This is a genomic window from Dactylosporangium sp. NPDC050688, assembly GCF_040654515.1.
Taxonomy (GTDB): domain Bacteria; phylum Actinomycetota; class Actinomycetes; order Mycobacteriales; family Micromonosporaceae; genus Dactylosporangium.
Map to the genome: position 1 here is coordinate 83,928 of NZ_JBFAIC010000009.1, position 20,045 is coordinate 103,972.

19 protein-coding genes and 1 pseudogene are annotated in these 20,045 nt (G+C 72.1%); 9 read left to right on the top strand and 11 right to left on the bottom strand.

Going from position 1 to position 20,045, the window contains the following annotated elements; all coding sequences use genetic code 11:
• Positions 1-3: 3 nt before the first annotated feature.
• The gene (locus AB0H83_RS11490) at positions 4-990 is read left to right on the top strand and encodes an aldo/keto reductase (protein WP_360090733.1); all 987 of its coding nucleotides are present in this window, start codon (positions 4-6) and stop codon (positions 988-990) included.
• A 308-nt stretch (positions 991-1,298) separates the two neighbouring features.
• Here AB0H83_RS11490 and thpR read toward each other — a convergent pair whose 3' ends face one another.
• The 5 genes from thpR to AB0H83_RS11515 form a co-directional block, all read right to left on the bottom strand.
• Positions 1,299-1,895: an RNA 2',3'-cyclic phosphodiesterase gene (gene thpR, locus AB0H83_RS11495; RefSeq protein WP_360090736.1), complete on the bottom strand. Its 597-nt coding sequence runs from the start codon at positions 1,893-1,895 to the stop codon at positions 1,299-1,301.
• Positions 1,892-2,419, bottom strand: a complete 528-nt coding sequence (locus AB0H83_RS11500; protein ID WP_360090739.1) for a hypothetical protein — start codon at positions 2,417-2,419, stop codon at positions 1,892-1,894. The genes thpR and AB0H83_RS11500 overlap by 4 nt, the downstream gene beginning before the upstream one ends.
• A gap of 811 nt (positions 2,420-3,230) precedes the next feature.
• A complete protein-coding gene (locus AB0H83_RS11505) occupies positions 3,231-4,007 on the bottom strand; it encodes a maleylpyruvate isomerase family mycothiol-dependent enzyme (protein WP_360090742.1) in 777 nt (258 codons plus the stop codon).
• 34 nt (positions 4,008-4,041) lie between these two features.
• Positions 4,042-5,355: an MFS transporter gene (locus AB0H83_RS11510; protein WP_360090745.1), complete on the bottom strand. Its 1,314-nt coding sequence runs from the start codon at positions 5,353-5,355 to the stop codon at positions 4,042-4,044.
• Positions 5,352-5,792 carry a MarR family transcriptional regulator gene (locus AB0H83_RS11515; RefSeq protein WP_360090748.1) on the bottom strand — a complete coding sequence of 147 codons (441 nt, stop codon included), beginning with the start codon at positions 5,790-5,792 and terminating at the stop codon, positions 5,352-5,354. Before AB0H83_RS11515 ends, AB0H83_RS11510 begins: the two co-directional genes overlap by 4 nt.
• A gap of 108 nt (positions 5,793-5,900) precedes the next feature.
• Between AB0H83_RS11515 and AB0H83_RS11520 the strand changes: the two genes are divergently transcribed.
• Together AB0H83_RS11520 and AB0H83_RS11525 are read left to right on the top strand one after the other, a co-directional pair.
• Positions 5,901-6,134, top strand: a complete 234-nt coding sequence (locus tag AB0H83_RS11520) for a DUF2530 domain-containing protein (protein WP_360091054.1) — start codon at positions 5,901-5,903, stop codon at positions 6,132-6,134.
• A gap of 9 nt (positions 6,135-6,143) precedes the next feature.
• Complete coding sequence (locus tag AB0H83_RS11525) at positions 6,144-6,536, top strand: VOC family protein (protein WP_360090750.1); 393 nt, start codon at positions 6,144-6,146, stop codon at positions 6,534-6,536.
• On the opposite strand, the gene AB0H83_RS11530 is transcribed toward AB0H83_RS11525, so the two are convergent.
• Together AB0H83_RS11530 and AB0H83_RS11535 are read right to left on the bottom strand one after the other, a co-directional pair.
• Positions 6,526-7,140 carry a helix-turn-helix domain-containing protein gene (locus AB0H83_RS11530; protein ID WP_360090753.1) on the bottom strand — a complete coding sequence of 205 codons (615 nt, stop codon included), beginning with the start codon at positions 7,138-7,140 and terminating at the stop codon, positions 6,526-6,528. The two genes, AB0H83_RS11525 and AB0H83_RS11530, sit on opposite strands and share 11 nt — an antisense overlap.
• Before the next feature lie 64 nt (positions 7,141-7,204).
• Positions 7,205-8,056: a DUF3027 domain-containing protein gene (locus AB0H83_RS11535; RefSeq protein ID WP_360090756.1), complete on the bottom strand. Its 852-nt coding sequence runs from the start codon at positions 8,054-8,056 to the stop codon at positions 7,205-7,207.
• 63 nt (positions 8,057-8,119) lie between these two features.
• On the opposite strand from AB0H83_RS11535, the pseudogene AB0H83_RS11540 reads away from it, so the two are divergent.
• The 3 genes and pseudogenes from AB0H83_RS11540 to AB0H83_RS11550 all read left to right on the top strand — a co-directional run.
• Positions 8,120-9,508 (top strand): annotated as a pseudogene (locus AB0H83_RS11540) (MFS transporter); the annotation flags it as partial.
• 626 nt (positions 9,509-10,134) lie between these two features.
• Positions 10,135-10,827, top strand: a complete 693-nt coding sequence (locus AB0H83_RS11545) for a futalosine hydrolase (RefSeq protein WP_360090759.1) — start codon at positions 10,135-10,137, stop codon at positions 10,825-10,827.
• A gap of 293 nt (positions 10,828-11,120) precedes the next feature.
• Positions 11,121-11,939: a 1,4-dihydroxy-6-naphthoate synthase gene (locus tag AB0H83_RS11550; RefSeq protein WP_360090762.1), complete on the top strand. Its 819-nt coding sequence runs from the start codon at positions 11,121-11,123 to the stop codon at positions 11,937-11,939.
• A 26-nt stretch (positions 11,940-11,965) separates the two neighbouring features.
• Here AB0H83_RS11550 and AB0H83_RS11555 read toward each other — a convergent pair whose 3' ends face one another.
• Positions 11,966-12,364 carry a cold-shock protein gene (locus AB0H83_RS11555; protein WP_033364916.1) on the bottom strand — a complete coding sequence of 133 codons (399 nt, stop codon included), beginning with the start codon at positions 12,362-12,364 and terminating at the stop codon, positions 11,966-11,968.
• 52 nt (positions 12,365-12,416) lie between these two features.
• Entirely contained in the window at positions 12,417-13,109 is a 693-nt protein-coding gene (locus AB0H83_RS11560; protein WP_360090766.1) for a haloacid dehalogenase-like hydrolase, read from the bottom strand.
• Positions 13,110-13,190: 81 nt separating this feature from the next.
• Between AB0H83_RS11560 and AB0H83_RS11565 the strand changes: the two genes are divergently transcribed.
• Both AB0H83_RS11565 and AB0H83_RS11570 read left to right on the top strand, forming a co-directional pair.
• Positions 13,191-14,822, top strand: a complete 1,632-nt coding sequence (locus tag AB0H83_RS11565) for a glycosyl hydrolase family 18 protein (RefSeq protein WP_360090769.1) — start codon at positions 13,191-13,193, stop codon at positions 14,820-14,822.
• 76 nt (positions 14,823-14,898) lie between these two features.
• Positions 14,899-17,268 carry a helicase-associated domain-containing protein gene (locus AB0H83_RS11570; RefSeq protein WP_360090772.1) on the top strand — a complete coding sequence of 790 codons (2,370 nt, stop codon included), beginning with the start codon at positions 14,899-14,901 and terminating at the stop codon, positions 17,266-17,268.
• Between the two features lie 82 nt (positions 17,269-17,350).
• On the opposite strand, the gene AB0H83_RS11575 is transcribed toward AB0H83_RS11570, so the two are convergent.
• Both AB0H83_RS11575 and AB0H83_RS11580 read right to left on the bottom strand, forming a co-directional pair.
• Positions 17,351-17,590, bottom strand: coding sequence for a hypothetical protein (locus AB0H83_RS11575; RefSeq protein ID WP_360090775.1), 240 nt, complete (start codon positions 17,588-17,590; stop codon positions 17,351-17,353).
• A 44-nt stretch (positions 17,591-17,634) separates the two neighbouring features.
• Positions 17,635-17,829, bottom strand: coding sequence for a hypothetical protein (locus AB0H83_RS11580; protein ID WP_360090778.1), 195 nt, complete (start codon positions 17,827-17,829; stop codon positions 17,635-17,637).
• 297 nt (positions 17,830-18,126) lie between these two features.
• Here AB0H83_RS11580 and AB0H83_RS11585 point away from each other — a divergent pair, with 297 nt between their 5' ends.
• Positions 18,127-19,770: a DNA repair helicase XPB gene (locus AB0H83_RS11585; RefSeq protein ID WP_360090781.1), complete on the top strand. Its 1,644-nt coding sequence runs from the start codon at positions 18,127-18,129 to the stop codon at positions 19,768-19,770.
• Positions 19,771-20,045: the final 275 nt, after the last annotated feature.

A 20,045-nucleotide genomic window follows, 5' to 3' on the forward strand; every position in this document is an offset into this window, starting at 1 on the left:
TACATGGAGTACACCAACCTCGGGCGGACCGGCCTGTCGGTCAGCCGCTTGTGCCTCGGCACCATGAACTTCGGGCCGCAGACCAGCGAGCCCGACAGCTTCGCGATCATGGACCGGGCCCTGGACCACGGCATCAACTTCTTCGACACCGCCAACGTCTACGGCTGGAAGCTGGGCGAGGGCGTCACCGAGCAGATCATCGGCCGCTGGATCGCCCAGGGCGGCGGCCGGCGCGAGAAGGTCGTCCTCGCCACCAAGGTCTACGGCAAGATGCAGGAGTGGCCCAACGGCCAGGGCCTCTCCGCGCGGCACATCATCGCCGAGGCCGACGCCTCGCTGAAGCGGCTGCAGACCGACCACATCGACCTGTACCAGATGCACCACATCTCCCGCAGCACGCCGTGGGAGGAGATCTGGCAGGCGATGGAGGTCCTCGTCGCGCAGGGCAAGGTGCTGTACGTCGGCTCGTCGAACTTCGCCGGCTGGCACATCGCGCAGGCGCAGGAGTCCGCGAGCCGGCGGCACTTCCTCGGCCTCGTCGCCGAGCAGTGCATCTACAACCTGCTGGCCCGCACCGTCGAGCTGGAGGTGCTGCCCGCCGCCCGCCAGTACGGGCTGGGCGTCATCCCCTGGTCGCCCCTGCACGGCGGCCTGCTCAGCGGCGCCATCGCGAAGGCCGCCGCGGGATCGGCCGGCCGCTCCAGCGAGGGCCGCGCCGCGGAGGGCCTGGAGAAGCACCGGGCCGCGATCGAGGCGTACGAGAAGCTCGCCGCCTCGATCGCAGTCGACCCGTCGAACCTGGCGCTGGGCTGGCTGCTGGCGCAGGACGGCGTGACTGCCCCGATCATCGGGCCGCGCACGATCGAGCAGCTCGACTCGACGCTCGGCGCGCTGGAGGTGTCGCTGGACGAGGCGACGCTGCAGCGGCTCGACGAGCTGTTCCCGCCGGTGGGCAACGGCGGCCCGGGTCCCGAGGCGTGGGCCTGGTAGTTTCCGCTGCTGCCGCTGCTGCCGCTGCGGCTGCGGTGCGGGTCGCGGCACGTGGCCGATCCAGTGCCGGGCCCGCTTGTGATCTTGCCTGGTTGATCTTGCCTGGTTGATCGAAGTCGTGTCGTGGTCGTCCAGACGGCCAGGGCGCGACTTGGATCACCACGGTGGTCCGGCCGGCGCGACGGTGATCACCATCTGAACCTTGCCCGGCGGCGCGTGAGGGTGCCGCACGCCGACATCTGGCAGTGCCAGCGGCAACGAGCATGAGAAGCTCCGGGGCTCCGGCCGGCCCGCCGCTCCGAAGCCGATCAGCGGCGCTCGTGTTCGGCGGGGTTGTGCCGGTCGGCGATTCGTTCGTCGGCTCGGGCCGTGGCCAGGACCTCGTAGGTCGGCCGCGGCCCGAGCTCACTCTTCATCAGCCGCACGTCGTCGACGACCCACTCCGGTCCCGCATAGGCGCGCAGGACCTCCAGGTCGGCGGCCACGTCCGCCGCCGGCAGCCGGTCCCCCGGCCGGGCGATCGTGACGTGCGGCTGCAACGGCTTGCGGTCGAACGGCAGCCGGCGCCGCTTGAGCAGCTTCCGCACCGCGTCGCCGAGCGGCGCCACGTCCCCGTCGACGTTCGCGACCAGCGTGGTGAACTTCCCCCGCCCGAACGTCCCGCCCCCGGCGATCCGCACCACCGGCCTGTCCACCGGCAACGCGCCCATGACCTCGACCGCGTCGTCCCTGCGCGCGTCGTCGACCTCACCGAGGAACGCGAGCGTCATGTGCCACTGCTCCACCGGCGCCAGCCGCAGCGACCGCCCCTCCGGCATCGGCCTGGCCACCGCGAGCGTGTCCACCATCCGCGCGAAGTGCCGCTCGACCGCCGCCGGCAGGTACGCCGCGATGAACAACCTCACCGCAGCCCGGTCTTCGTGTCGCGCAACGCCAGCCCCGCCCGCTGCAGCTCACCCTCGACCCGCAACCGCTCAACCTCCAGGTCGACCCCGCTCACCTCGTCAAGGTACTGGTCGATCCCGAGCTGCCCGCACGCGACCCGCAACGCTTCGTCATAGGCCCGTTGCACCGCGTTGAACCAGACCGGCGACCTGGTCGCGACCCCCATCCGCAGCCGGTTGAGCCGGCGCAGGTCCCCCGCGAGCTGCTCGATCGGCGGCCCGCTAGGCACCGGCGGCGGCGCGGCGGCCACCGTGTGCAGCGCCCGCCCGGCCCAGCTCAGGTGCCACCAGCGCCGCACCGGCCCGTCGCGCCACCCGGCCTCGGGCGCCTTGCGCCGGACCAGCTTCCTGCCGATCCGCCTGATCACCCGCCCGACCCGCTCGACCGCCTCGTCCGCCGAGATGAGCAGCAGGCAGACAAGACACGGCGCCACGGCGATCAGCCCTATGGCGCCGACGACCAGCAGGCCGTGCAGCACGCCCACCCCCTGAGGCTAAGCCCGCACGCGCAGCGACCGCCACCGATCACCCCAACTTCGGCACCGACTCGCAACCAACCCCTCTGCGACGCCCACCCCCTCACGATCCGATGGCGCGTGGCTGCACCGGCCGAACTGGATCAACGAGCGGAACAAAGCTGCAGGTGACAGCGGCGCACCGCCACACCGGACCGGATTCGACCGACGCCGGTGCCGACGGTCGAGCGCTGCTCCGGCCGCGGACGCGACGCAAGTCAGTCGAGGCGCGACACGGCCCCGCGCCACCGGTGCAGGACTGGCCGCAGCCCGTCGCCGAGCGAACGCAGACGAGCAGCGCCGATGCCCGAGCGGGCGCGACTGATGGCCGGGCTGCAACGCCGCCGCGCCGGGTCGAGCCGGTGGCACCCCTCGCTGCCACCGGATCGCCCCTCGCCAACCCCACCACACCAGCCCCCGGGAGGTGCCCGCCCGCCGCTACTCACCCGGCAGACGCCCCGAACAGACACCGCCCGGCAGGCGCGCCAGTAAGCGCCGCCCGCCAGAACACCGAACAGACACCCGCCCAACAGGCGCCGAACGGCCGGTGCCACCCGTGCCGCCGCCAGCCCCGACTGCCGCTGCCCGAACCGCGGCCGGCCGTCTCGGCGTGTTGCCCTCGCTCGAAAGCTTCCAGAGGATCAGGCGGTCACCCGTTGGATCGGCCGCCCCCGTCGGCCAGCCGATCCAACGCACGCTTCCCGCACCGACCTCTTGAAGCCCAGCCAACGCAACCAGCCGATGGAGATGAACCGACCTGCCCCGGCCACCACGACCGCGGCTACTGGGTCGAGGCGGTCAGCAGGTTGCGCAGCTCCGTCAGGGTGGTCTCGTCGCCCTCGACGACGGCTTCGGAGACGCCCGGGGACTCGCGGGCCCACAGCCAGCGCAGCACCCCCGTGGCGCTGCCGCTGACCGTGGCGTCCACGGGGGTCGAGGCGGCGGTCGCCGGGTTGGCGTCGGTGACCTCGACGCCGGTCGTCTCCGTGCGGACCAGCCAGCCCGGCCCGCCGTCGACGCCGACGATCACCGTGCGGCCCTTCGCGCCCGCCAGGACCGGGGTGAAGTCCTCCAGCCAGGCGTGCGACCCGTAACCGACGAACAGCTTCAGCACCTCGTCGATCCCGTCGATCGCCAGGTCCTCGGGGATCGGGGCGATCGGCACCCCGCGGGCCAGCTCGGCGTCGATGCGGTGGATCACCGTCTCCTGCGCCATCCGCCGGATCCAGAAGCCGACCGTCTGGTCGGGCTCGTGCCAGGTGCGTGACGGGGCGGCGGCATCACGGGCGGCGAACTCGCCGGTCAGCTCGGCATAGCCGCGGTCGAGCAGCTCGATCGGGCCCACCGACTCCAGCCCTGCCGGTGGCCACGGGTCCGGGAAGGCGTTGAGGCGCATGCACTCGGCCTTGTGCAGGTAGACCTCGGCCACGTGTCTGACCAGGTCGGCGACGGTCCAGCCGGGACAGCTCGGCACCGCGGCGGTCAGGTCCGACGCGCCGACCTCCCGAAGCCGCGCATGATCGGCCGCAAGACATTCCAGCAATCGCGATCGCTCCATGCCCGCGACCTAACCACATGGGTACGACAAAAAATCAGCGAACGGCGGGCACCCGCAGCTCGAACGCCGGGGTGTCCTTGCGGGCCGGCTCGAACACGTGCAGGTGAGGGCTGGGGCGCAGGTGGACGCTCACCTTCCCGCCGACCTTGCGCAGCTGCAGGGCGGCCATGACCAGCGTGGCGAGGACCGACACCAGCCCGCCGACCCAGATGCCGGAGCGCGGCCCGTACCGCTCGGCGCACCACCCGATGATCAGCGCGCCCAGCGGCGTGCTGCCGAGGAAGACCAGGACGTACATGGCCATGACCCGGCCGCGGAACTCCGGGTCGGTGCCGAGTTGGACGCGCTGGTTGGCGGCCTGCGCGAAGTAGATCATGAAGAAGCCGGTGGGCAGGAGCAGTGCTACCGCCGTGACGAACGTGGGTGCGAACCCGACGAGCGTCTCGAACCCGCCGAACAGCACGGCGGCCGCGAGCACCGCGTAGGCCGACGGGCGCGCCCGGCGCCGGGAGCTGGCGAGCGCGCCGGCCAGCGCACCGATGGCGAGCGCGGTGGTGAGCAGGCCGAAGTACTTCGCGTCGGCGTTGAACTCGACCTTCGCCAGCACGGCGAGGGTGAGCTGGAAGTTGAAGCCGAAGAGCCCGACGACCAGGACCAGCAGGATCGCCAGACTGAGATCAGGGCGGCGCTGCACGTAGCGCAGTCCGTCGATGGTACGGGCATCGCTCGCCGCGACGGGCGGCCGGTCCACGCGGAACAGCTCCGACGTGCGCATCCGTGACAGTCCCACCAGCGGCGCCAGGCACAGCCCAGCGGTGATGAGGAAGATCGGGCCGGTACGGTCGTGCAGCAGCGCGATGATCAGCCCGGCGATCGCCGGCCCGACGATCCGCGCGGAGTTGAACGTGGCGGCGGACAGCGACAGCGCGTTGGGCAGCAGCTCCGGGCCGACGAGCTCGGAGACGAACGCCTGCCGCACCGGCGTCTCGATCGCGCTGACCACGCCGAAGAGCGCCGCCGTGACGAACACCCACCACAGGGTCACGACGCCCGCCACGACCAGCCCGCCGAGCAGGCCCGCGACCAGGGCGGACGCGAAGTTGGCGATCAGCAGGAGCCGGCGCTTGTCGAACCGGTCGGCGAGCTGCCCGCCGTACAATGTCAACAACAGCACGGGCGTGAACTGCAGGGCGGTCACGATGCCCAGCGCGGTCGGCGAGTTGTCGGACAGCTGCAGCACGAGCCAGTCCTGCGCGACGACCATCATCCAGGTGCCGAGGAGTTTGACGAGCTGTCCGGTGGTGAACAACCGGTAGTTGCGGACCTTCAGCGAACCGAAGACGGTCATGCGTTGCGGCCTATTCGGCCGAGGATCTCGGCCGCCTTTCCGAGCGTCTCGCGCTCCTCGGGGGTGAGCGCGGCGAGCTGCCTGGCCAGCCACTCGTCGCGGGCGCGGCGGTGCTCGACGATCACGGCCCGGCCGGACTCGGTCGCGGCCAGGATGACCTGCCGGCCGTCGGTCGGGTGCGGGGTGCGCTGGACCAGGCCGCGCTCCTCCAGCTTCGCCACGATCTTGGTCAACGTGGGGGGTTGCACCCGCTCGGCGTCGGCCAGCTCGCGCGGGGTGAGCGCGCCGTGGAGTTCGAGGCTGGTCAATGCGGACAGCTGGGTGATGGTCAGGTCGCCGATGGGCCGGGCCTGACGCAGGCGGCGGTTGAGTCTGGTGATGCTGTCGCGCAGCGCCGCCGCGAGCTGGGCGCCGGTGATCTTGGGGGTGCGGACCATCATCACAATCGTTAGCTTATCTAATAAGCTTGGCTAACGACTTGTGTCGGTGATCACGGGAGTACCGTGTGCGGCGTGACCAGCCAGCCGAAGCCGCTCGACCCGCCGATGGTGCCCTTCGCCCTCGCCGGGATCGGTCTGTGGATCATCGCGGCGCTCGTGATGCTGCCGTTCCGCGACGAGCTGGCCGAGGCGGGCCACGGCAACTGGTTCGGCATCGCCGTGGCGGGCGTGCTGTGGGGCATCCCGGGCGGGCTGACGATGGTCGTGCACGACCGCAACCGCAGGCGGCGGCGGGCGGCGTCCGATTCCTTCAAGACCGGAGCGGCCGGCGGCGCCTAACCTTCGGGCATGGCACCCACACTCAACTACATCGGCCTCGTGGTGGCCGACATGCCCAGGTCACTGGCCTTCTACCGGCTGCTCGGGCTGGACATCCCGGCCGAGCAGGACGCCGCGCCGCACGCCGAGTGCACGCTGCCCAGCGGCATGCGGATCTGCTGGGACACCGAGGACACCATCCGCTCGTTCGACCCCGAATGGTCGCCGCCGGCCGGCGGTGGGCGCTCGGCCGTCGGCTTCGAGTGCGACACGCCCGCCGAGGTCGACAAGGTCTACGACATGATGATCTCCGCGGGGTACGACGGCCACCTCGCACCCTGGGACGCCTTCTGGGGCATGCGCTACGCCGTCCTGCACGACCCCGACGGCAACGGGGTCGATCTCTACAGCACTATCCGATGACCTCGCGCAACGGCGCGCCGGCCAGCGCCTTCACCTCACGGGAGAGGTGGGCCTGGTCGGCGTAGCCGGTGCCGGCCGCCACCGCGCCGAACGGCATCCCGCCGCGGGCCAGCTCGAGTGCCGCGTTGAGGCGGAGGATGCGGGAGAGGGTCTTCAGCCCGTACCCGAACAGGATCAGACCACGGCGGTGCAGCTGCCGCTCGCTGAGACCGACATCGGCGGCGATCTCCGCGATCGAGCAGCCCGCCCTGACCCGCCCGACCACCGCGCGCACCCACGGCTCGTCCGGTTTGTCGTTCCTGGCGAATGCCGCCTCAAGCAGGGCAGCGGGGTCATCGGCCTCGTCGAGCTGCTCGGTGAGCCGCCTGACCCGCGCCTGCGGCCACAGCGCCGACAGCGGCACCCGCTGGTCCCGCAGCTCGTCGGCGGGGACACCGAGCACGCCCGGTGCGGTGCCCGGGCCGAAACGGATCGCCGTGTACGTGCGACCGACCGGACTGACGCCCAGCTGAGCGAAGGTGTCCGGACCGGCGACGAGCAGCCGGCCGCCGTAGTGGATCACGTCCATGCAGCCGTCGGGCAGGACCCTGACCTGCTCGCTCACGCCGGTGCGACGCCGCCACACCGTCGCGCCTGGAATCCGCGACGGCCGCTCCCGGTAACCGGACTCAGCCGTGACCATAGGGCTCGGCGGGCTCGGTCTCGTCGACCGACCCGTGCGCCCGGCTCACCGACACCGACTCGACCTCGCTGTCGTCGAACACCGTCGGCAGCTCGTCGACCGTCTGGACCTGCTCGACCAGCACCTCGGAGTGCGCGCCGCAGCCGTGGTCGACCGAGACGACCTGGGCGTCGTCGGGCGCGTACTCGTTGCCGCACACCCCGAACGACTGCCGCAACGCCCCGGCCAACTGCAGGTAGAACCCGCACGAGCCGCACCGGGCGGCCGACGGCGCGGCGACGGAGATCGGTGCGTTCGGGCCCCGGTCGCCGTCATACCAGCGCTGCGCGGCGTCGAGGCGGCCTTCGCGCGACAGCACCCGCACGCGGCCGAGACCGAGCTCCCAGTTGGTCTCCTCGACTGCCGGATCATCCGACTGTACGTAACCCGGCGCCAGCCTCGGGTCGTCCGGCGGCGTCGGCAGCAGATCGCCCACGCCCAGGTCACCGGGCTGCAGGCGCTCCTGCCACGGCACCCACTCGGGTGCGCGCAGCGCGTCGGGCCCCGGCAGCAGCGTCGACTCGCAGATCGTGACCTGCTTGCTGCGCGGGATCCGGGTGACGCTCACTGCCCAGCGCCAGCCCCGGTAGCCGGGCAGGCCACAGGCGAAGAAGTGGGTGACGAGCCGGTCGCCTTCGGCCACCACGCCCAGATGCTCACCGACGTGGTCGGGGTCGACCACGTCGAGCCCAAGGCGGGCGACCTCCACGGCGTCCGCGCAGACCTGGTCAGGCTTCCCCGCGCGGCCGCTGGAGCGGGTCGGGGCAGTCGAGGCTGTCACCCCTCCATTGTTCCTCATCGCCACGCCCGATGAGCACGGCGGCCCCGGCATGGCCGGAAACTGTCGCACCCATGGTTCAGGATGGGGGGCATGTCGGTGATACGAGGCGTCGCGCAGACCGTGGTGACCACCGTGCGAGCAGCGCGGGTCGCCACCGTCGGCGGTGCCCGCGCCGGCCGCTTCGTGGGGCGCAACCTGCTGCGGGTCCGCGAGCGCGGCGCCGGCGGCGAGACCGGCATGCTGCGCCTGCTCGACCTGCACGCGGCGTCCTGCGCCGGCGACACCCTGGTCGCGCTCGGCCTCGCCGGCACGATCTTCTTCTCGGTGCCGGCCGGTGAGGCCCGCGACCGGGTCGCGCTCTACCTGATCGTGACGATGCTGCCGTTCGCGCTGCTGGCCCCGATCGTGGGGCCGGTCCTCGACCGGTTCCGGCACGGCCGCCGCTATGCGCTCGCCACGACGATGCTCGGCCGGGCGTTCCTGGCGGTCCTCATCTCCGAGCACCTGACCGGGTGGGCGCTCTATCCGGCCGCGTTCGGCATGCTGGTGCTCTCCCGCGCCTATGGCGTGGCCCGCAGCGCGGCCGTGCCCCGCGTGCTGCCCAAGGGGCTCGGCCTGTCCGAGGCCGGGGCCCGCGCCTCCGTCTTCGGCACGTTCGCCGGCGCCATCGTGCTGCCGATCGGCCTGGCCGCGGCCCAGTTCGGCCCGCAGTGGCCGCTGCGGCTGTCCGTCGTCGTCTTCTTCTACGGCATGGTCACCTCGCTGCGGCTGCCGCCGCGCGCCGACTCCGACCCGCCCGAGCAGGTCCCCCGGGTGCTGCAGCGGCCGAGCCACCGCGGCGCCAAGGTTCTGTCGGGCCGGCTCGTCGTCGGCGCCCTCATCGGCAGCGCGACCCTGCGGGCGCTGTATGGCTTCCTGACCCTGTTCCTGGCATTCGCGATCAAGGAGAAGGCGCTCCCCGTCGGCCTCGGCCCGTGGCGGCTGACCGAGCAGGTGGCGGTCGTGGTGGTGGCCGCGGCGCTCGGCGTCGGCTCGTTCCTGGCCACCGCGATCGGCACCCGCCTGCGCATCCACCGCCCGGCGCTGCTGCAGGCGGTCGGCATCGTCGTGGTCGCGTTCGTGGCGCTCATCGCCGCCGACCGCGGCTCCCTGGGCGCGGTCGCCCTGCTGTGCCTGGTCACCGCCATCGCCAGCGGCCTGGCGAAGCTCGCCGTCGACGCCTCGATCCAGGAGCGCGCCGACGAGCAGGTCCGGGCCAGCGCGTTCGCCCACTCCGAGACGCTGCTCATGGTCGCCTGGGTGCTCGGCGGCGCCGTCGGCCTGATCCCGTTCGGCACCGGCTGGGGGCTGATCGTCGCCGCCGTGTTCATGGCGCTCGGCGCGGTGCGCGCGGTCTGGTCGGCGGTCACCCTGCGAAGGGAGCGCCTGCGCGGCGCGCCGCTCGACGAGGGCGAGCAGCCGACCGATCCGGTCGCGGCGACCTCGGCCGCCGGGGCGTCGACCGGCTCCGCCGCGAGCGGGCCGGGCAGCTCTGCCGGCGGCTCCGCGGGCGGTGGCTTCGGCGGGCGCGGGAGTGCTGACGCTACGACCGTGCCGCGGCCGGCGGGTGGGAGTGCCGGCCCGAAGACGGGTGCCAGGAGCGCTGCCGGTGCCGCCGGGACGGGTGCCGCCGCTGGGGGCGCTGGCGCTGGGGGCGCTGGCGCGACCCGGCGGATGCCGTTCCAGTCCCGCACCGGCGAGTCGCCGACGGTCGATCAGGGCGCCGGGGATGACGGCTCGCGGCGCCGGTTCGGATGGCTGCGCCGCCGTCCGGCCACCGTGTCGGCCGCTTCCGCCGGTCCGGCCGCCACCGGCGGCGGGTCGGCGGGCCGGGCCACGTCCGGCGGGCCGTCCGGGCCCGGCGGGCGCGGCACGTCCGGGTCCGGGTCCGGCGGGCGCGGCGCGTCCGGCGGGCCGGCGGGCGGGCAGGCCGTCGGCGAGACCCGGCAGATGCCCGCCGTCGACGTGGACGAGACGGCACCTCTTGCACCGCCCGGCTACACGCTGTACCGCCCTTCGGGCATGGACTCGACCCGACGCCTGGAGGATGACGAGCGATGAGACCGTTTCTGGGATATGAGCGCGCACTGATCGTGACCGCCGTCGAGATCGAGCGGACCACGGTCCTCGCCGGGCTCGGCATCGCCGACCCGCACCCCGACGACCTAGAGGCCGGCGCGCCCGTCGTCGTGGTCGCCGCGGGCGTCGGTCCCGCCGCCGCGGCCGCCGTGACCGCGCAGTTCACCACGACCGCCGTCAACGACGGCCGCCCGTTCGGGGTGGTCCTGTCCGCCGGCATCGCGGGTGGCTTCGCCGGCCGGGTCGAGATCGGCGGGCTCGTCGTCGCCACCGAGAGCATCGCCGCCGACCTCGGCGCCGCCGGCCCCGACGGCTTCGAGAGCGTCGACGACCTCGGCTTCGGCACCGCCCGCCACGACGCCGACCCCGCCCTGCTGCGCACCCTGCGCCAGGCCCTCCCCGAGGCCGTCGGCGGTCCCGTCCTCACCGTCTCCACGGTCACCGGCACCGCCGAGACCAAGGAACTGGTCCAGAAGCGCCACCCCGACGCCGTCGCCGAGGCCATGGAGGGCTTCGGCGTCGCCACCGCCGCGCGGCTGTGGCCGGGCACCGCGTTCGGCGAGATCCGCACCGTCTCCAACGCCGTCGGCCCCCGCGACCGGGCCGCCTGGCGCATCCCCCAGGCCCTCGAGACGTTGCGCGAAGCCTTCGCCACCCTAGGCGGCCGCTGACCTGGGCGGCTGCCTGCTTCGGGTGTCCGCTGGGGCGGACTTCCGCTGAGGCCGGGCGTCCGCTGGGGCCGGGTGGGCGCTGAGGTTGGGCGTTCGCTGAGGCTGGACGGGCGCTGGGCCGGGCGTCCGTTGGAGGGGGCGTCCGCTGAGGCCAGGTGCGCGCTGAGGGCGGGCGTTCGCTGAAGCTGGGATGAGCCCTGAGGCCGGGGTGGGCGCTGGCCTGTAGCAAGGGTCACAGCAGGCGTTTCGTGACTCGTCATGCGGCGGGGACGGACGGCGTTAGATTCGGACTCGTGACGCTCTCGCTGGCCTTCTCGCCGTGCCCCAACGACACCTTCGTGTTCCACGCGCTCGCGCACGGGCTGGTGCCGGGGGCGCCGGCGTTCGACGTGACGTACGCCGATGTCGACGTGACCAACACCGCGGCCGAGCGGGGCGAGTTCGACCTGGTGAAGGTCAGCTACGCGGCGCTGCCGTGGTTGCTGGACAAGTACACGCTGCTGCCGTGCGGCGGGGCGCTCGGGCGCGGGTGCGGGCCGCTGGTCCTCGTCAAGGACCAGGCGATCACCAGCCTGGAGGGCAGGACGGTGGCGGTGCCGGGTGATCGGACGACCGCGTACCTGCTGATGCGCCTCTGGTCGGCCGGTGCGCCGCCGAAGCGCGTGGAGATCGTGCCGTTCGCGGAGATCATGCCGGCGGTGGCGGCCGGGCGGTTCGACGCGGGGCTGGTCATCCACGAGGCGCGGTTCACGTTCCAGCGGCACGGGTTGCACGCGCTCGCCGACCTCGGCGAGTGGTGGGAGGGTGACACGGGCCTGCCGATCCCGCTCGGCGCGATCATCGCGCACCGCGACCGGGTCGACCCGGAGCAGGCGACCGCGTGGATCAAGGAGTCGGTACGGCAGGCGTGGGCCGATCCGGCCCGCAGCCGGGACTACGTGCTGGCGCACGCCCAGGAGATGGAGCAGCCGGTCGTCGATCAGCACATCGCCCTGTACGTCAACGAGTTCACCTCGTCACTCGGCCCGGACGGTCACGCGGCGGTCGACGCCCTGCTGACCAGGGCCGCCGCCGAGGGGCTGGTCCCAGCCACACCCCTCGTCGGCGCCTGACAACCCAGGAAGACAGGACCGGCGGGCTAGACCTCCAGCTCGCGGGCCACCAGGTGGACCGCCTCCGCGACGGTCTTGGCGGTCTTGCGGTCGGGGAAACGGCCCCGCTGCAGGTCAGGCTGGATCTTGGCCTCGAGGACCCTGATCATGTCCTCGATCAGCCCGTGCAGCTCGTCGGGCTGGCGGCGGCTGGCGACCGCGCGGGCCTCGGTCACCGATGGCGGCGCGTCGAGAAGCTTGACGTGCATCGCCTGGCTGCCCTTGCGGCTCTCGACCACCCCGAACTCGACCCGCTGGCCGGTCTTCAACTCACCCGCGCCAGCCGGCAGCGCCGCCTTGTGCACGAAGACGTCGCCACCGTCGTCGCTGGTGAGGAACCCGAAACCCTTCTCCTGGTCGTACCACTTCACTCGACCCGTCGGCACGCTGTCCTGCTCCCCAGTGTCTTTGACCCGTCCCACCCACAACGCCTCAAGGCTAGTCATCGCTTCCCGGACGGCCAACCGAGATCACGCCCCTGAGAAACGCCGGGAACGCGTGCAGATCGGCGCTCACGGCCGAGGCGCCGGCGGCCCGCAGCTCATCGGCGGAGCACGGTCCGGTGGTGACACCGAGGACGGGCACCCTGGCCAGCACGCCGGCCTGCATGTCCGCCACGTGGTCGCCGACGTACGCGGTCGCGCCAACGGATCGCAGTACCGAGGCCTTCTCTTCGGCGAAGACGTCGCCGTGCACCTCATCGACCGGAATGTCCAGATGTGCGAGATGAAGCGAGGCGAGCCGCCCGAGCTTCGACGTGATCACCACGATCCGGCCACCCGCCGCGCGGACCGCCGCCAGGGCCGCCAGGGCACCGGGCAGCGCGACGGCGGGGGTGATCGCGTGCTCCGGGTACAGCAGGCGATAAACCCTGACAGCCTCCTCAACCGACTCGGGCGGGAACCATTCGGATATCTCCGCGCGAAGCGGCGGTCCGAGGCGCGAAACGGCGAGCTCCGCGTCGACGTGCACACCGGTACGCACAGTGAGCGCTCGGTACGTCGCAGCAATGCCTGGCCTGGTGTCGAGGAGCGTCATGTCAAGGTCAAAGCCAATGACAACCGATTGTTGAGACACCTTTAAGGATGCCCAGGTCACGATAGGTGCGCCATCGAAATACTCGCCGATCATGTATTGACGAGGTGAGACTCTGGCCACTAGCGTCACCAACACTTTTAGGAAAGTTTCCTAAAGGATCATCCAGGAGACGCGATGAAACGATCCGTCCGCAACGGCCTCATCGTCGCCGCCGCGCTGGCAGTGGCCGGGGCCGTCGTCCCAATTGTCACCACTTCCGCCAACGCCGCCGGCAACCTCAGCGCAACGTTCACGGTCGACCAGGACTGGGGCAGCGGCTGGGGCGCCACGTACAAGGTCACCAACGGCACCTCAAGCACCATCAACGGGTGGACTCTCGAGTTCGACCTGCCCGCGGGCGGTCAGATCACCAGTTTCTGGGACGCCGACGTCGTGCGCACCGGTCAGCATTACGTGGCGAAGAACAAGTCGTGGGCCCCGACGCTCGCCGCCGGTGCCAGCTTCAGCTGGGGCATGAACGGTAGCGGCGCCAAGCCCCCGATCAACTGCAAGATCAACGGCGTGGCCTGTAGCGGTGGTACCCCCACCACGAACCCGCCCACGTCGAACCCCCCGACCTCCAACCCGCCCACGTCCAACCCGCCCACGTCGAATCCCCCGACCTCCAACCCGCCGACCTCGAACCCCCCGAGCGGCAAGAAGGTCGTCGGCTACTTCGCCGAGTGGGGCGTCTACGGCCGCAACTACCACGTGAAGAACATCGACACGAGCGGCTCGGCCGCGAAGCTGACCCACATCCTGTACGCGTTCGGCAACACGACCGGCGGCCAGTGCTCGATCGGTGACAGCTACGCCGACTACGACAAGGCGTACACGGCGGCCGACTCGGTCGACGGCGTCGCGGACACCTGGGACCAGCCGCTGCGCGGCAGCTTCAACCAGCTCAAGAAGCTCAAGGCGAAGTACCCGCACCTGAAGGTGATCTGGTCCTTCGGTGGTTGGACCTGGTCGGCCGGCTTCACCCAGGCCGCCGCCAACCCGACCGCCTTCGCGAACTCCTGCTACAACCTGGTCAACGACCCGCGGTGGGCCGGCGTCTTCGACGGCATCGACATCGACTGGGAGTACCCGAACGCCTGCGGCCTCAGCTGCGACGCCAGCGGCCCGAACGCGTTCAAGAACGTGATCGCCGCGCTGCGCGCCAAGTTCGGCACCAGCAAGCTGATCACCGCCGCCATCACGGCCGACGGCAGCAACGGCGGCAAGATCGACGCGACGGACTACGCCGGTGCCGCGGGCAACCTCGACTGGCTGATGCCGATGACGTACGACTACTTCGGCGCCTTCAACGCACAGGGCCCGACCGCCCCGCACTCGCCGCTGAGCTGCTACTCGGGCATCCCGCAGGCGGGCTTCTGCTCCGAGGCCGCGATCAGCAAGCTCAAGGCCAAGGGCGTGCCGTCCAGCAAGCTGCTGCTCGGCGTCGGCTTCTACGGCCGCGGCTGGACCGGTGTCACCCAGTCCGCGCCCGGCGGCACCGCGACCGGTGCGGCCCCCGGCACGTACGAGGCGGGCATCGAGGACTACAAGGTCCTCAAGAACACCTGCCCGGCCACCGGCACCGTCGGCGGCACCGCGTACGCCAAGTGCGGCAGCAACTGGTGGAGCTACGACACCCCGGCGACGATCACCGGCAAGATGAGCTACGCCAAGACGCAGAGCCTCGGCGGCGCGTTCTTCTGGGAGCTCTCCGGTGACACCACCAACGGTGAACTGATCACCTCGGTGAGCAACGGACTGAAGTAACAACCCCTTCGGAAGAGGGCGGGGCCGTCGGCCCCGCCCTCTTTTGTCATACGGGCCGGTTAGCGTATGAGGTGAGATGACGACCTCACTCGCAGACCATTTCCGCGCCCTGCCCGACGACGGGCTGATGGCGCTCATCCGGCTGCGCCCGGACCTGGTCATCCCGCCCCCGTCGGACTTCTCGGCGCTCGCGCACCGGGCGCAGTCCCGCGTGGCGGTGGCCCGCGCGCTGGACGGGCTCGACACGTTCACCCTCGAGATCCTCGACGCGCTGCGGTATACGCGCATCGGCCACACCACGTCCACCGAGGCCGTGCTGACGCTCACCGCCGCGTCCGGGGTCGAGGCCGCCAGGGTGCGGGGCGCCATCGACCTGCTCGTGCAGCACGGGATCGCCTACGGGCACGAGAGCGCGCTGCGCATCGTCGGCGCCGTCGACGAGGTCTGCTCGCCGTATCCCGCCGGGCTGGGCCGGCCCGCCGCAGAGCTCGACCCGCTCGCCGGGGCACTGGTCGCCGACCCCGCGAAGCTGCGCCGCACGCTGCTGGCCGCGCCGCCCGCCGCCCGTGCCGTGCTCGACCGGCTCGCCGCCGGGCCGCCGGTCGGCACCGTCACCCCGGCCAGCCTGCGCTCCGACCCCGACTCGCCCGTCCGCTGGCTGGTCGAGCAGCATCTGCTGGTCGCCGTCAGCCGCGACGCCGTCGAGCTGCCCGTCGAGGTGTCCCTGGTCCTGCGCCGCGACGCCGGCCCGCTCGGCCAGCTGCACCCCGACCCGCCGCAGGTGCCGACCCCGACCCGCGACGCCGCCCAGCTCGACCGGGCCGGCGCCGGCCAGGTGCTGGAGCTGGTGCGCAACCTGGAGACGCTGGTCGAGGCGGTCAACGCCGAGCCGCCGTCGGTGCTGCGCTCCGGCGGCATGGGCGTGCGCGACCTGCGCCGCTTCGCCAAGCTCATCGGCGTCGAGGAGCCGGCCGCCGCGCTGCTGGTCGAGCTCGCCGCCGCCGCGGGCCTGCTCGGCGAGGAGATCATCGACAACAAGCGGGTCGAAAGCGTCTTCCTGCCGACCATCGCCTATGACGTGTGGCGGGCCCTGGGGATCGCCGCCCGCTGGCACCGCCTCGCCGTGACCTGGCTGACGATGACCCGCGCGCCGGCGCTGATCGGCCAGCGCGACGACCGCGACCGCCCGATCAACGCGCTCGCCCCGGAGCTGTCCCGCCCCGGCGTGCCGGCCCAGCGCCGCGCCGCGCTGCAGGTCCTGGCCGAACTCCCGCCCGGCGCCACCATCGCCCCGTCCGACGTGGTCGACCTGCTGTCGTGGCGCACGCCGCGCCGGGTCTCCCGCAGCGCCGCCGCGGTCGTCGAGGCCAACCTCGCCGAGGCCGCCCTCATCGGCATGACCGGGTTCGGCGGGCTCACCGGCTTCGGGCGGCTCCTGCTGGACGAGATCGTCTCAGGCAGCGTCGACACCGACGACCCGCTCGGCCTCAACGCGCCCGACGGCGCCGCCCTCACCGGCTCGGCGGCCCTGCTCGACACGATGCTGCCAGCCCCAGTCGACCACGTCCTGCTGCAGGCCGACCTGTCGGTCATCGTGCCCGGCCCGCCCGAGCCGACCCTCGCCGGCGAGCTCGAGCTGCTCACCGTGCAGGAGTCGGCCAGCGCTCACCGCATCACCGCCGAGTCGGTCCGCCGCAGCCTCGACGCCGGTTACACCGCCGCCGACCTGCACGCCCTGCTGGCCCGCCGGTCGCGCACCCCGGTGCCGCAGACGCTCACGTACCTGATCGACGACATGGCCCGCCGGCACGGCGGCATGCGCGTCGGCTCGGCCAACTCCTATGTCCGCAGCGACGACGAGTCCCTGATCGCCGAGGTGCTCGCCGACCGCCGCCTCCAAGGGCTCACCCTGCGCCGCCTGGCGCCGACGGTCCTCGCCAGCCGCCACACGCCCGCGAGGCTGCTGGAGGCGCTGCGCGAGGCCGGGTATCCGCCGGTGCAGGAGGACGCCACCGGCGCCGCCGTGCTGACGCGTCCGAAGGCCCGGCGCGGCCCGCCCCGTCCCAGCTGGGCGCACCGCGGCATCGAGGACCCGGCGGCGGCCGCCCGGTTGTCCACCCCACGCCTCGCCGGCGTCATCGAGCAGATCCGCAGGGGCGACGCGGCCGCCCGAATCGCCCGCCGTGCTCCAGTGACGGTGCGCGCCAACGGTACGTCCACCTCCTCGCACACCGAAGCGCTCGAGGTGCTCCAGCAGGCGCTTCGCGACAAGACCCGGGTCTGGGTCGGTTATGTCGACTCGCACGGGGCGACGGCGTCGCGGCTGGTCAGGCCGGTGTCGATGGGGGGCGGGTATCTGCGCGCCGAGGACGAGCGGACGGAGATGCTGCACACGTTCGCGCTGCACCGCATCACGGCGGCGGCACTGGAGGAGACACCTGGCTAGGCGCTGTCTTTTGTCGACGGGGTGCTGGTTTCTCAGCGGCGTGCTGGCTTTGTCGGTCTTTGTCAGTTGGGCGTTGGCGTCGTCAGCGGGTGCTGGCTCGGGCGGCGCCGATGATCGAGACGATGAGCAGGATCGCGGCGAGGCTGCCGACCGTCTCGCCGATCGCGTCGGTGAGCGGGCTGCCGAGCACCAGCCACGACACCAGGAACCAGGCCAGGCCCAGGACGCCGACCGCGCCGACGCCGACCATGGCCAGCGGCGAGAAGCCGACCGTGGCGTCATCGTCCACAGCCGATGCCGGAGCGCCCTCCAGGTCGGTCACCTTCCACAGCGTACCGACTCATCGCCCACTGTCACGGTTCTTCATCACCCTCGGCGGATGGATCCGATCACGGACACCACCAGCATGAGCACGAGGATCGCACCGAGTGACTCGCTCACGGCCGTCTGCACGTCGGTGTGCGCCACCTGCGAGGACAGCAGGAACCAGCCGACGGCCACCGCCACCGCGGCGATCCCGCCGAACGTCAAGGCCGCCCTGTCGCCGAACCGCCGACCCACGCCGACCAGTCTACGGAGGTGGAGCGGACGACGCGCCCACCCCCGTTGCGTCGACCGGTCGAGCGGTAGCCGGCCCCCGCGACCACACCGTCATCTCCCGGTCCGAACGCGAGCGTCCGGCTCCCACCACCGCCGTGCTGGCCCAGCAGCGACACAACAAGCGATGGAGGCGAAGCTGGTCGCCTCCATCGCACGGCAGTCACTACCTCAGACGCGATCCGACCCCCGAAAGGTTGCAGGGACTCCGAAGCCTCCCACATTCCGGGAACTGTCACAGGTGCGTGCGACACTGGCTGCGTGCCCGAAGGTCCATTGATCGTCCAGTCCGACAAGACCCTGCTGCTCGAGGTCGACCATCCCGACGCGCTCGCGTGCCGGATGGCGATCGCGCCGTTCGCCGAGCTGGAACGCTCGCCGGAGCACGTGCACACCTATCGCCTGACGCCGCTCGGCCTGTGGAACGCACGCGCCGCCGGGCACGACGCCGAGGGTGTCGTCGACGCGCTGCTGCGGTTCTCGCGGTATCCGGTGCCCCACGCGCTGCTCGTCGACATCGCCGAGACGATGGACCGCTACGGGCGGCTGCAGCTGCTCAACGACCCCGTGCACGGGCTGGTCCTGCGCGGGCTGGACCGTGCGGTGCTGATCGAGGTCGCCAAGAGCAAGAAGCTCGCGGGCATGCTCGGCGCCAACATCGACGCCGACACCGTCATCGTGCACGCGTCCGAGCGCGGGCGGCTGAAGCAGGCGCTGCTCAAGCTGGGCTGGCCGGCCGAGGACCTCGCGGGTTACGTGGACGGTGAGGCGCACCAAATCGACCTCGCGGAGGACGGCTGGGTCCTGCGGTCGTATCAGCGCGAGGCGGTCGACTCGTTCTGGGCAGGCGGCTCCGGCGTCGTCGTCCTGCCCTGCGGCGCCGGCAAGACCCTCGTCGGCGCGGCCGCGATGGCCGAGGCCAACGCGACCACCCTGATCCTGGTCACCAACACGGTCGCCGGGCGGCAGTGGAAGCGCGAGCTGATCGCCCGGACCAGTCTGACCGAGGAGGAGATCGGCGAGTATTCCGGCGAGCGCAAGGAGATCCGCCCGGTCACGATCGCGACGTATCAGGTGCTGACCACCCGCCGCGGTGGCGTGTTCCCGCATCTGGACCTGTTCGGCGCCCGCGACTGGGGCCTCATCGTCTACGACGAGGTCCACCTGCTGCCCGCCCCGATCTTCCGGTTCACCGCCGACCTGCAGGCCAGACGCCGGCTCGGCCTGACCGCGACCCTGGTCCGCGAGGACGGCCGGGAGGGCGACGTGTTCTCCCTGATCGGCCCGAAGCGCTACGACGCGCCGTGGAAGGACATCGAGGCGCAGGGCTGGATCGCGCCCGCCGAGTGCGTCGAGGTCCGCGTCACCCTGACCGAGACCGAGCGGATGGCGTATGCGGTCGCCGAGCCCGAGGAGCGTTACCGGGTCGCCTCGACCGCCCGCACGAAGCTGCCCGTGGTCAAGGCCCTGATCGAGCGGCACAAGGACGAGCAGATCCTCGTCATCGGCGGCTACATCGACCAGCTGCACCAGCTCGGGGAGTTCCTCGACGCGCCGATCGTGCAGGGCTCGACCACCAACAAGGAGCGCGAGCGCCTGTTCGACGCGTTCCGCGCCGGCGAGCTCAAGACCCTGGTCATCTCCCGCGTCGGCAACTTCTCGATCGACCTGCCCGAGGCCGCCGTGGCCATCCAGGTGTCGGGCAGCTTCGGCTCCCGCCAGGAGGAGGCGCAACGCCTCGGCCGGGTCCTGCGCCCGAAGGCCGACAAGCGCCAGGCCCACTTCTACACGGTCGTGGCCCGCGACACGATCGACACCGAGTATGCCGCCCACCGGCAACGCTTCCTGGCCGAGCAGGGCTACGCGTACACCATCGCTGACGCTGACGACGTCCTCGCCCCGTAGCCGGGGGTCGAGTCGCGGAGGGTGGTGCAGGCGCCTGACGGGAGCGGGATGACCGACGCCGGCCGGGCGAGGCAAGCTGACCGGTGGAGCAGGCCTGACCGGGTGAGCCAGCTGAGCGCGCACGCGGGCCGGCTGGACACGCGGGCCAGGCCGGCGCTGGACGCGCGGGCCAGGCGGGCGCGCCGGCCGGGCGAGGCAAGCTGACGGTGGAGCAAGCCTGGCCAGGCGAGCCAGCTGAGCGCGCACGCGGGGCCGACTGGACGCGCAGGCCAGGC